The following is a 12,643-nucleotide window of genomic DNA, read 5'->3' on the forward strand; positions in this document are numbered from 1 at the left end:
GCAACCGATTTCACAGAGAGGACCTCATGAGCAACTACTTCGCCATCGCACTGGGCTGCGGCACCAAGAACCGTAACGACAACTGGCTGGAAGTCTACTACCCGGACCCGGCCATCAATCCTGACAACAAGCTGGTGGAAGTCATCCGCGAAGAGTTGGGTTACCAGGGCGGCAACGCGGCCATCGAACTGACCCACCGTCAGGTTCAGCACATTGCCCGCGAGTGGCGCGAAGCCGGTTTCGAGCATGAGGCAAGCTATGCGGTCGCCTTCCAGGAGTCCGGCACCCCGGTGGTATTGACCGTACTGGAAACCGATGCCGAGCCTGCCTCCACGCCCGAGGCCTACCTGAAACTGCACCTGATTTCCCACCGCCTGGTGAAGCCCCACGGTGTAAACCTGTCCGGCATCTTCCCGCTGCTGCCCAACGTGGCCTGGACCAACGAAGGCGCGGTAGATCTGGAAGAACTGCAGGAACGTCAGCTGATGGCGCGCCTGAACGGCAAGGTGCTGTCCGTGAACAGTGTGGACAAGTTCCCCAGAATGACCGACTACGTGGTGCCGGCTGGCGTGCGTATCGCCGACACCTCCCGTGTCCGTCTAGGCGCCTACGTGGGCGAAGGTACCACCATCATGCACGAAGGCTTCATCAACTTTAACGCCGGCACCGAAGGCCCCGGCATGATCGAAGGCCGCATCTCCGCCGGTGTCTTCGTAGGCAAGGGCTCTGACATTGGCGGCGGCGCCTCCACCATGGGCACCCTGTCCGGCGGCGGTAACATCATCATCTCCCTGGGCGAAGGCTGCCTGCTTGGTGCCAATGCCGGCACCGGCATCCCGCTGGGCGATCGCTGCACCATCGAGGCCGGTCTCTATATCACCGCAGGCTCCAAGGTCCAGCTGATGGACGACAAGGGCGAGATCGTGGAAACCGTCAAGGCCCGCGACCTGGCCGGCCAGTCCGACCTGCTGTTCCGTCGCAACACCACCAACGGTGCCGTGCAGTGCCTCACCAACAAGAGCGCCATCGCCCTCAACGAAGAACTGCATAAGCACAATTGACGCAACACGCGGCACGCTTCACGCAACACGCCGGCGTGCCCGCCTGTTTCTGTAGGAGCACCTCTCGAGGTGCGAACCCGCCAGCGGGTTCATTCCTACCCTATTCGCACCAGGATCAGTTGAAAGGAGCGAGTTGAAAGTTGAAACGCGATCACGCCCAGCTTTATCTGCAACCCTGTTGCCCGCGCCTGTTTGACGGGAATCCGCGGGCAACAAACCAGAAAACAAATCTGAGCTGTCACGCGCCTTTTAACTTTCAACTTTAAACTTTCAACTCAGGAGCCCCTATGTCCCGCACCCTCGACTACACCAAGGAACTCATCCGCCGCGCCTCCGTCACGCCTGAAGACGAAGGCTGTCAGGACTGGATGATTGAAAAACTGGAAGCCCTGGGCTTTGAGTGTGAAACCCTGTGGTTCGAGGAAGTCCGCAACCTGTGGGCGCGGCGTGGCAGCGAAGGGCCCGTGTTTGCCTTTGCCGGGCATACCGATGTGGTGCCCACCGGGGATGTCTCTGCCTGGAAATACGACCCCTTCATCCCCACCGAGGAAGGGGATCTGCTTTACGGTCGGGGCACCGCCGACATGAAAGGCTCCATTGCCGCCATGATGGTGGCCATTGAGGACTTCGTAGCGGCCAACCCGGAGCACACAGGCAGCCTGGCACTATTGATCACCGCCGATGAGGAAGGACCGTCCGTGAACGGCACCGTCAAGGTGGTGGAGACCCTGCAGGCCCGTAACGAACACATCGATTACTGTCTGGTGGGTGAGCCCTCTTCCACCGACACCGTGGGCGATGTGATCAAGAACGGACGTCGCGGCTCGCTCGGCGCCAAACTGGTGGTGAAAGGGATCCAGGGCCATGTGGCCTACCCGCATCTGGCCCGCAACCCGGTACACGATGCGGCCCCTGCGTTGGCCGAGCTGTCCGCAGTGGAATGGGACCAGGGGAACGAATTCTTCCCGGCCACCAGCTTCCAGATTTCCAATATCAATGCCGGCACCGGGGCCACCAACGTGATTCCCGGCACCTGCGAAGTGGTCTTCAATTTCCGTTTTTCCACTGAACTCACCGACGCCATCTTGCGCGAGCGCACTGAAGCGATTCTCGACAAGCACGGCCTGGACTACGACCTGACCTGGACCCTGTCCGGACAACCATTCCTCACCGACCGCGGAGCCCTGGTAGATGCCACGGTGGACGCTATCCGTGACGTGACCGGTAAGGACACCGAACTGTCCACCGCCGGCGGCACCAGCGACGGCCGCTTCATCGCGCCGACAGGTAGCCAGGTTGTCGAACTCGGCCCCATCAACGCCACCATCCACAAGGTGGACGAACACACCAGCATCAGCGAACTGGAAACGCTGACAAAGATCTACACTCGCCTGCTGGAAAACCTGATGGGATCGTGATGCCTGATGCCTGATGCAAAAAGGCCCGCCCGGTACCCGGGCGGGCCTTTTTGCATCGGTAAAACACTCGCTATACCCCGCTGTAGGAGCCCAGCTTGCCTGGGCGATCCGAGCGACAGCGAGGCAAGGATTCCAGAAACACGGATCAAACCTCAAAAAACAAAACACGTTCCATGCTTCTGGTTTTGCCTTTCGAAACTCGCTTCTCGCAACTCGAATCTTTTTACCTCGCCAAGGCTCGGATCGCTTGCAGGCAAGCTTCTACAGATTCCCCCCGCCCTGGCGCGTAGCACCTACAGCCCCCCACCATTATCCGCTACCATGTCTAAAATACTGATCACCGGGAACAACAATGTGGCTGCATGAAATTCCGGTTGGCGGCTTGCTGGTCAGCCCCATGGTGCTGTTTGTGTTGGTGGCACTGGCCTGCACCGCCGCCAGCTGGCTGCTGTTGCGGCAACTGGGCTGGCACCGCGCCATCTGGAAAGGCCCCTGGTTTTATCTCTCGCTCTTTGTCTGCTATCTGGCCCTGACCCTGGGTCTCATGAGCTAAGGACCGACATCGCCCATGTCACAACCTGTTCGCATTCTCGTCACCGTGGCTGTCGTGGTGCTCGCCATCATCGCGGGTAACTGGATCTGGAATTACTACCTGTACGCCCCCTGGACACGGGACGGCAAGGTGCGCGCTGAAATCATCACCCTGTCACCGGATGTCTCTGGCTGGGTCTCGGAATTGCCGGTTACGGACAACCAGCGCGTAAGCCGTGACACCCTGCTGCTGCGGGTAGATCCTCAACGCTATCAAGCCGCCATCACCAAGGCCCGGGCACAGATGGAAGTGGCCCAGACCCGCCTGGCCATGGCTGAGTTGAATCGTGAAAGCAGCAATGGCGATGCCCGCCAACAGGCTGCTCTCAACGTCAAACTGGCCAGCGCCGATCTGGACATGGCCCAAGCCGAACTGCGTGCTGCTGAACTGGATCTGGAACGCACCGAGGTGCGTGCACCTGCCGACGGCACCGTGGTCAATCTGACCATCCAGCAAGGCAACTTTGCCCAACGGGGCAAGCCGGTACTGTCCATGGTCAAGTCCGGCAGCTTCTATGTGACAGGATACTTCGAAGAAACCAAACTGCCGCTGGTGCATATCGGCCAACGGGCCTCGGTGGTTCTGATGAATGGCGCCCACACATTGCAAGGCAAAGTCACCAGCGTGGGACAGGCCATTGCCAACGCCAACACCCGCACCGACCAGCAGTTGCTTCCCCAGGTACAGCAGACCTTCAACTGGGTAAGGCTGGCGCAACGGATTCCCGTGCATATCGAGCTGGACAGTATCCCCGACCACATTCTTCTGGCCGCCGGCATGACTGCCACGGTGCGCCTGCATGACGATTAATCCGGCACTGGCAACGGTACTGACACCGGACAGGCGTTCGGTGATCTTTGCCTGCAAAGGCATTCTCAGTATGGCCCTGGCCCTGTTTCTGGCCATGCAACTGCAGCTGGAGCGTCCCTACTGGGCCCTGATTTCCGCCGTGTTTCTGCAGATCCGCCCGGAGACCGGGCTGGTGATTGAAAAAGGGCTATGCCAGATCGGAGGCACCCTGGTGGGCGGGGCCATGGGGCTGCTGATACTCGCCTGGTTACTCCCCTACCCGGTACTCGCGATTGCCGCACTGACACTGTGGATTGGCCTCAACGCCGGGGCTTCTGCCTGGGTTCGACAGGCCAATTTCATCTACGGTTTTGCCATGGCCGGGATTACTGCCACCCTGATTGTGGTGATTCCCATTGCCAACCCCCATGCCACCTCCAGCATTGGCATATTCCACGTGGCCACGGCACGGGTCAGCGAAATTATCCTGGGCGCCGTCTGCGCCACGCTGGTCAGCAACCTGCTGTGGCCCGCCCGGGTGGAAGGGCTGCTGCGCAGCCATGCGCGCAATGCCCTGAACCAGACCCTGGCCTATCTGGAACTGGAGCTGGATCCCACCGGTACCCATAACCGTCGCCACCGCCAGGTGGATGCCCTGTTGCAGGATATCTTTGCGCTCAGTGATGACAGCTCTGCGGTCACCTACGAAGGCAGTCAGGGCCCGGGGCGAGCCCGGGCCGCCACCTTGATCTGTCACAAGACCCTGTCCCTGGTGGCGCGCAGCCGGGTTATCGGACGCCTGATGCGTTATCACGATGACCTGATGACCGATGAAATGCGCAAGCTGCTGGTGGTGTTGCGCACCGCTTTTACCGCCATGCGGGAAACCTCCTCTGCGGAGCAGGCCATGACTGAAGCCAGGGCCCTACGGCGCTACCTGAAAGAGGCACGTGAGCAACAACCGGAGGATGCCCCGGCGCTGCAGCGGCGCCTGTTTCTGGTGGCCCGGAATCTGACCGGGGACCTGATTCTGGCGCTGGAGGCCAATCGTGCCCTCTACTCTGCTGAAGATATGCAGTTACGTGCTACCACCCTCAAACCTTACCGGGACTGGCAGGTGGCTTCCGCCGTGGGTATCCGCAGTGCACTGGTTTTTCTGATCGCCAGCATCCTGTGGATTGGCACGGCCAGCCCCATGGCCATCATGCTGATGGTCATGCCGGTGATCTTTACCATCATGTTTGCGCGCCTGGCCGAACCGGACAAGGTGCTCAAGCGTGCCACCATTACCTCCGCCCTGGCAGGCCCGGCCGCTCTGTTCCTGACACTGCCGCTGGTGTCCATGGCCAACAACCACTTCCTGCTACTGATTCTCGCCCTGGGCGGCCCCATTTTTGTGGCCCTGCTGGCCATCAGCCGCCGCGAAACCCTGCCCTACGGGCTTGGCTTCTGCACCCCTTTCATCATCCTGGTGCAGCCAGGCAGTCATATGGACTTCGACATCGCCCGGGTGGCCAGCAACGCCCTGGCGATCACCCTCGGGCTGTTTCTCGCCTTCCTGATGTTTCGGCTGATCACCCCACCCAATGGCGCGGGGCTGCGGCGCCGCTTGATTCGCGACACCGCCATCGACCTGCACACCCTGCTGGGACAACCCGCCAATCTGCGCGAAGAGTGGCTCAATTCACGCATGGCAGACCGGTTACGCTGGCTCACCATCTGCGACAAGGCGCTGCCGGAAACACGCCGTCATTTCACCGATCTGGGACTGACCGGCCTCAATCTGGGCCAGGTATCCCTGTGGATTCACAGTCGTATTCCGGCACAGCCCGCCGAGCCGCTTCGGGCCGCGGCAGCCGACTGGCAGCATGCACTGGCCGCGGCTTATCAACTGTGCGCGTTCGGTACCACTGATGCGCGCTTCAGCCAGGCTTGTGACGCCCTGCTGGCAGCCATGGAAGCGTCCCCCGCCATCACCCATCGGCAACGCCAGCAAATCGCAGGGGCCCTGGAGCGCATCAACCTGACCTTCCCTCGGCTGGCGGAGCGGCTGGGGCCGGATTGGCAGCCCGAAGACCTTCCCGAGACGGCCCAGTCCTCTTCCTGAATGACCCTGGTTTTCACTGCAAAAAGCCCCATTCACCGCTTCCCGGGCGGATAGAGCAAGGACAACAGTGAGACAGGGCTTTGCTGCAGAGGCAGACCATTCCGGCCCGAACAGCCCTAGCCATAGTGTCTACTCTATGGTCTTCTAGTCGCATCCGGGCAGCCGCCCACCCCAATGCCCCCAACAGGCCCCTGGATGGCCTGTCGTTATGGAGCCATTCCCATGACCATTCAGGAACAGATTGAAACCGGTGTCGTAGTAGACACCAACCCGGCCACAGGATCAGCCGTTGCCGAGCTCAAGGAAACCGACCTGTCCCGCCTGCCGGCCATTTTCGAAAAAGCACGTGAAGCCCAGGCCATCTGGGCGGCAAAATCGTTCAAGGAACGGGCCCGCCATATTCAATTGATGCGTGATTACATCGTCGATCGTGCGGACGATCTGGCCCGCACAGTCAGCGAAAGCAACGGCAAGACCCTCACTGATGCACTGGCCACTGAAGTGTTGCCCTGCGCTCTGGCTTGCAAGTGGTATGCAAAAAATGCGGAAAAACATCTGAAGGGAAAGCACCGTCCGGGCGGCAGCATTCTGTTCTTCAACAAACGAACCCAGATGATGCGCGTACCACTGGGTGTAGTCGGTATCATCAGCCCCTGGAACTACCCGCTGTCGATTCCTTTCGGCGAGATTGTCATGGGCCTGATGGCAGGCAACGCCATCATCCTCAAGGTGGCCGCCGCCACCCCGGCCGTGGGCCGCGCAATCGAGAACATCATTGCCGCCGGGGAGCTGCCGGAAGGCCTGTTCCACCATGTGGTGGGTTCCGGTGCCAAAGTGGCCACCGGCATGTTCGACAATGGTGTCAACAAACTGTTTTTCACCGGTAGTGTTCCCGCCGGCAAGACCCTTATGGCACAGGCGGCCGAAACCCTGACGCCAGTTTCTCTGGAGCTGGGTGGCAACGACCCCATGATTGTGCTGGAAGACGCCGATTTGGAACGGGCCACCAACGGGGCCGCCTGGGCAGGCTTTCAGAACGCCGGGCAGAGCTGCGGTGGCGTGGAGCGTATCTATGTGGTGGATGCGGTCTATGATGAGTTTGTCGACCTGCTCTCGCGCAAGACACGACAACTTCGCCATGGTGTGGGCTGCAAGGGCTTTGACGTGGATATTGGCAGCCTCACCACCGCAGGCCAGCTGCGCACCGTGCAACAACATGTGGAAGACGCTCTGGCCAAGGGGGCACGCATAGAAGCCCAGTCCCGCCCGGTGGGCGATGTGGACAATGGCTTCTTTTTCCCGGCAACAGTGCTCACCCAGGTCACCGATGACATGCTGACCGTCTGCGACGAAACCTTTGGCCCTGTGGTGGCAGTGCAACGGGTAGCCAACGAGGAAGAAGCCATCCAGAAAGCCAACGCCTCACATCTGGCGCTGACGTCATCGGTATGGACCCGAAATAACAAACGGGGCCGTGCCATCGGCGCTCGCCTGGAATCCGGTGTCACCACGGTGAACGATCACCTCTACAGTCATGGCCTGTCTGAAACCCCCTGGGGCGGCTGGAAAGAATCCGGCATCGGCCGCACCCACGGGCCTGAAGGCCTGGAAGAGATGACCCAGGCCAAGGCGATCAACTGGGATATCCTGCCTTCCAAGCGGAATATATTCTGGTACCCGTTCGACGAAGCCACCTACAAGGGCCTGAAGAATGCCCTGCACTTCGTGTTCCCCAGGAGCATCGGCCAATTGCTAGGCGCGTCACTGAAACTGACTCCCTTCCTGGTGCGCAAGATGTTTACGCGCTGGAAAACCTGACGAGCAGTGAATAGTTAACAGTTAATAGTGAACAGTGCGCGAGCCTCGCTCGCATGTACTGATAGACAAGAGGCCGCGCCCAGGCATTGGTGCGGCCTCTTGCATTTGGCAATGATTGGGGAAGCTCTATTTCTGGTCGCTGGGTTCTTCGTCGTTAGCAGCGTCCAGCCAGATGAACAGGGCGAAACAGCCTGCAAAAAGGAAAATCCCGCCGATCACAGCCAAGCTGGCAAGCACCATGCTGTCGGTATACATGACTGTCACTCCTCTATCCTGATGCTTCCAGCATAGGCTTCTGCACCAAGACTGTCATGATCTGGGTCAAGATCAGGCATTTTCGCCTGCAAGCAAGCTCCCAAAGCAAAATCCTGATCACCCAAACACAAGAGGCCACGCCCAATGCCTGGACGCGGCCTCTTGCATAGAAACAGGCACGGATCAGTCCCGCGCACTATTCACTATTAACTATTCACTGTTAATTAATCCCGTCGAGCCAATCCTGCGTCGGCACATACCACCACGAACTCATCACTGGCCGGGAAAACTCCAACAGGCGATCCTTGACGGTGTCATCAGCGATACCGTACATGCGCCTGAGCAGGTAATCGAAACGGTCCAGCTCGCAGGTGAAAGACACGAAGTAAAGGCCATGTTCGCTGGTATCGCCGTAGGGCACAGAACGACGCCACATTTTCTGGGGGACGCCGTCGCGATCCACGTCCGTGCGTCCCACATGGGAGTCCGGCGGCATCTTGTCTTCATCAAATTCCACGGCATCTGCCTTGGTCCGGCCAAAAACACGTTCCTGCTCATCTACCGGCAGTTTGTTGAAGGCCTTCAGGTCATGCACCCATTTCTGGGTCAGCAGCCAGCTTCCGCCGGCACCCGGGTGAGCCTCAGGAATGAAGGTGGCCTTTTCCGCCTTCTCACCGGTGGGGTTGCCGATACCATCCACAAAGCCGGTCAGGTCGCGCATGTCATGGTAGACAAAACCGCTCAACTCCAGTTGCACCGCCAGGTCATCACCCACCGCATCACGTACTTTCAGGGCGGTATCGAACACATCACTGCGGGTCTTGCCCTGTACCCAGATCCAGAGATCCCCCTGGGTGGCAGGCACATGCCCCTCCAGGGAAAACGGCGGGAAACTGAAGCGGTTGTCCAGACGTGACCACAGGTTAGGGCCGAAGGCCAGCATCACCGGGGTGCCGTCCTGCTTGAGGGCATTGAGACGCTGCACCAATGCCTCCACAGCGTCATCCGGCAAGCCACTGGTGAGGCAGAATTCGAAAAAGAGATGGTATTGGAAACTACGGTCAAAAATACCCGCTTGCGGTGTCGACACCTGCAACTCCTTGATTGTCTGATCCTGGGCCCTGCTTGTCAGTGGGGCCAATCCTGCCACGGGATTATCCGCTATTGTGTCAGCAGGGACAAAACCGGCGGTACAGGGAATGTAAATTACTGCCCAATTGAAACAAAATGAAATATCCACTGGTGTCCCACCAGCGGCCCTTCCGATAAGATTGGCACACATTAGTTAACTGATCATCACTATGAATCCCTGGTTTGGACTGGATCATCTTGCCTTTTTCCTGATCCGCATCTTTCTGCGGTTGTGTACACGTGCAAACGCACTGCCCAGCAACCCCGAAGATCTGCAGCTGAAACCGAACACGCCGGTTGTCTATGTGCTGCGTAATCGCTCAGCCTCCGACGCGGCCGCCGCCGACCAATCCGCACGGCAGTTGGGGTTGTCCTCTGCCCTTGGCGGTCTGACCCTGGGCAAGACACGACTGCGGCACAGCTACTTCCAGCTCTATCGCCGCCAGTTCAGCAACCGCAGACAGAATGCCCCGGTCTCCCCGCCACGGCTGGAAAAAATGGTCAGCGCGCTGAGAGAAAACCCCGGCGCAGACGTGCAGCTGGTACCCGTTTCCGTTTTCTGGGGACGGCGGCCGGAAAAAGAGAACTCGTTCTGGCGAATCCTGTTCTCTGACAACTGGTCACCGGCCGGTTTCATCAAGAAATTTTTTATCATTATCACTCAGGGCCGTCAGCTGTATGTGAAGTTCAACCAGCCCATGTCACTGCGCACCCTGGTCGATCAGTGCCAGACTGACGAGCAGGCAGTTCGCAAGGCTTCGCGCATCCTGCGGGTGCACTTCCGCCGCCAGCGGGAAGCCGCCATCGGCCCTGACCTTTCCCACCGGCGCACCCTTGCCAACGCGGTGGTGGAATCTCCCGTGGTGCAGGAGACCCTCCGGGCTGAAGCCAAGAGGCTTGAAACCAGCCCGGAAAAACTGGAAGCCAAGGCCCGCAATTATGTGATGGAAATTGCCGCGGATTACTCTCATACCGTCATCCGCTTTCTGGAGCTTTTCCTGAACTGGGTCTGGAACCGTCTCTACGGTGGTCTGCGTATCTACAACATGGACAACCTGACCAAGGTCGCAGAGGACCACGAAGTGATCTATGTGCCCTGCCACCGCAGTCACATCGATTATCTGCTGCTCTCCTTCCTGGTGTACCGCAATGGTCTGGTACCGCCGCACATCGCCGCCGGCATCAACCTGAACCTGCCCGTGGTGGGAACCATTCTGCGCCGTGGGGGCGCGTTCTTCATGCGCCGCAGTTTTCGCGACAACCCCCTCTATGCCAGCGTCTTCAGCGAATACCTGCATACCATTACTGCCCGTGGCTTCTCTATCGAATATTTCGTGGAAGGCGGCCGCAGCCGCAGTGGGCGCATGCTCAAGCCGCGAACCGGCATGCTGGCCATGACACTGCGCAGTTTCCTTCGTGATTCACGCAAGCCCATCGCTTTCGTGCCCGTCTATATCGGCTATGAAAAGGTGATTGAATCCGGCTCCTACATTGGTGAGCTGCACGGGGAGAAGAAGCAGAAAGAATCCGTGGGCGGGCTGATGAAGTCCCTGTCTGTGTTACGCAGCTACTTTGGCCAGGTGCACGTCAACTTTGGTGAACCGATCAAGCTGGTGGACTTCCTGGATCAGCACCATGGCAACTGGCGGCAGGAATCACCGGTCAGCACGGACACGCCCCCCTGGTTTAAGCATGTGGTTGATGAGCTGGGACAACAGGTCGTGGAATCCATCAATGCGGCAGCAGTGGCCAACCCGATCAACCTGCTCAGTCTCGCCCTGCTTGCCTCGCCCAAGCACACGATGGACATTGCCCAGCTTCGGGAACAGCTGGATCTCTACATTGCCTTGCTCAATCAGGCGCCCTACAGCCGTTGCGCAGCCATCGCCAACGACGACGCCCAGGCCCTGATCGATTACGGGCTGGAAAATGACTTCCTGGACCGTATCCAGCACAAGCTGGGTGACGTGGTAACCACCGATGAGAAGACTGCGCTGCAGATGGCCTATGTCCGCAACAACAGCGTTCATCTGTTCATCCTTCCCGGCCTGATCTGTTCGCTGGTGATGAACGCCCGCGCCATTCATCGGGAAACCCTGCAGAGCATGGTGCAGCTGCTCTACCCCTTCCTGCGGAACGAGTATTTCCTGCACTGGGACGAAGGTGAGGCGCTGGCCAAAGCGGTGGATGACATGGTTGCCGTACTGGAAGAACGCAAGCTCATCAGCCGCGATGGCGACAAGCTGATAGGTGCGCCCATCCATACCCATGAAGCAGATATGCTGGAGCATCTGGGGCAGACGGTGATGCCGTCCCTGGAGCGTTACTACCTGACTATCCGCCTGTTGGTGCAGTATGGCTCAGGCATGCTCAATGCAGAGCAACTGGGCGAACTGGCTCACCAGACAGCTCAGCGCCTGTCACTGCTGTATGAGTTCAATTCCCCGGAATTTTTCGACAAGGTCGTGCTGAAGAATTTTATCAGTCAGCTATTCAGCACCGGTCTGGTCACCACCGACGAGGCCGGCGCGCTGGTGTTCGATCCCAAGCTGGAATCCCTGGATGATGAAGCCAACCGCATTCTCAGCCCGGATATCCGTGATGCCATCCAGCGGGTAACACGGGTGGCCAGTCAACCCTGACACAGACACGCCCTCCCGCAAGGAGAGGGCGTGTTGACTGAAAGCGCATCACGCACCGCCTGACGGCGCCCAGCTCCGCGGACTCAGAACTGGTACAGCACCGCCAATCCGTAATTGAAGCTTTCAAGATCCAGCTCCATCCCCTCCGCAAAAGGCACAGACACCCCTTTCAGGAAGGCGCGGTCTTCAGTGGTCAGCGACCCCGCATTGGTATAGGAAACGGAAAGGTCTGCGCTGAAGCTGTCCGTTATCCAGTACATTACCCCGCCACCCAGCTTGAACGCCCAATCGGTATCGTCACTGTCACTGACGGTGGCACTGGTGGTCGGGATGCGAGTACTGACACCTTCAAAACGGTTCACCGCCAGACCGACACCGCCCCCCACATAAGGGTCGAACCGCCCTGCCCCACGGACATCGCTGAAGTGGAAGTACCCGTTGACCAGAAACAGGCGACTGTAGGCTTCCGCGGAAATCTCACCGGTTACCGATGCGCCCCGGGTATAGGTCACCCGGTCGGTATCCTTGCTGGCCAGCCCCATATCCAGCGCCAGCTCGGCACGGAAATGCGGGTTCACAAAATAGCCGGCGCTGAACAACACCTGGTCGGCACCGCCTGGATCATAATTGCTCAGCGTAATCTCGGGATACCCCTCATGCTTGATGGACATATCCTGGCTGCGATAGTCAGAATAACCATATCCCACTCGTACAAATGGACCAGCCAATAGCTGGCCACTCAGCGTCAACAGGACGCAAAAGAGTCCAAACGTTTTCATTTCCCTCTCCTTGAGAAAAAGTGACCCAGTTAACAACACAGCGTTCCCGAT

10 protein-coding genes are annotated in these 12,643 nt (G+C 59.1%); 7 read left to right on the forward strand and 3 right to left on the reverse strand.

Annotation, left to right across the window (positions count from 1 at the left end; translation table 11 throughout):
- Window positions 1-26 precede the first annotated feature (26 nt).
- The 6 genes from dapD to HF945_RS08790 all read left to right on the forward strand — a co-directional run bounded on the left by dapD (window position 27) and on the right by HF945_RS08790 (window position 7,785).
- A complete protein-coding gene (gene dapD / locus HF945_RS08765; RefSeq protein WP_290525349.1) occupies window positions 27-1,061 on the forward strand; it encodes a 2,3,4,5-tetrahydropyridine-2,6-dicarboxylate N-succinyltransferase in 1,035 nt (344 codons plus the stop codon).
- 287 nt (window positions 1,062-1,348) lie between these two features.
- Complete coding sequence (gene dapE / locus HF945_RS08770) at window positions 1,349-2,479, forward strand: succinyl-diaminopimelate desuccinylase (protein ID WP_290525350.1); 1,131 nt, start codon at window positions 1,349-1,351, stop codon at window positions 2,477-2,479.
- Window positions 2,480-2,831: 352 nt separating this feature from the next.
- The gene (locus HF945_RS08775) at window positions 2,832-3,032 is read left to right on the forward strand and encodes a DUF1656 domain-containing protein (RefSeq protein WP_035230830.1); all 201 of its coding nucleotides are present in this window, start codon (window positions 2,832-2,834) and stop codon (window positions 3,030-3,032) included.
- A 15-nt stretch (window positions 3,033-3,047) separates the two neighbouring features.
- Window positions 3,048-3,881, forward strand: coding sequence for an HlyD family secretion protein (locus HF945_RS08780; RefSeq protein WP_290525351.1), 834 nt, complete (start codon window positions 3,048-3,050; stop codon window positions 3,879-3,881).
- Window positions 3,871-5,967 (forward strand): FUSC family protein, encoded by a 2,097-nt coding sequence (locus HF945_RS08785; protein WP_290525352.1) that lies wholly within the window; start codon window positions 3,871-3,873, stop codon window positions 5,965-5,967. Before HF945_RS08780 ends, HF945_RS08785 begins: the two co-directional genes overlap by 11 nt.
- A gap of 222 nt (window positions 5,968-6,189) precedes the next feature.
- Complete coding sequence (locus HF945_RS08790; protein ID WP_290525353.1) at window positions 6,190-7,785, forward strand: aldehyde dehydrogenase family protein; 1,596 nt, start codon at window positions 6,190-6,192, stop codon at window positions 7,783-7,785.
- Window positions 7,786-7,911: 126 nt separating this feature from the next.
- Here the strand turns inward: HF945_RS08790 and ccoM are convergent, their stop codons facing one another.
- Window positions 7,912-8,040 (reverse strand): cytochrome c oxidase subunit CcoM, encoded by a 129-nt coding sequence (gene ccoM / locus HF945_RS08795; RefSeq protein WP_290525354.1) that lies wholly within the window; start codon window positions 8,038-8,040, stop codon window positions 7,912-7,914.
- 220 nt (window positions 8,041-8,260) lie between these two features.
- On the reverse strand, window positions 8,261-9,130 hold the full coding sequence (locus HF945_RS08800; protein ID WP_290525355.1) for a Dyp-type peroxidase: 870 nt from the start codon (window positions 9,128-9,130) through the stop codon (window positions 8,261-8,263).
- Window positions 9,131-9,341: 211 nt separating this feature from the next.
- On the opposite strand from HF945_RS08800, the gene plsB reads away from it, so the two are divergent.
- Window positions 9,342-11,813, forward strand: coding sequence for a glycerol-3-phosphate 1-O-acyltransferase PlsB (plsB, locus tag HF945_RS08805; protein ID WP_290525356.1), 2,472 nt, complete (start codon window positions 9,342-9,344; stop codon window positions 11,811-11,813).
- 83 nt (window positions 11,814-11,896) lie between these two features.
- Here the strand turns inward: plsB and HF945_RS08810 are convergent, their stop codons facing one another.
- On the reverse strand, window positions 11,897-12,592 hold the full coding sequence (locus HF945_RS08810) for an outer membrane beta-barrel protein (RefSeq protein WP_290525357.1): 696 nt from the start codon (window positions 12,590-12,592) through the stop codon (window positions 11,897-11,899).
- Window positions 12,593-12,643 lie beyond the last annotated feature (51 nt).

Source organism: Alcanivorax sp., assembly GCF_017794965.1.
Taxonomy (GTDB): Bacteria; Pseudomonadota; Gammaproteobacteria; order Pseudomonadales; family Alcanivoracaceae; genus Alcanivorax.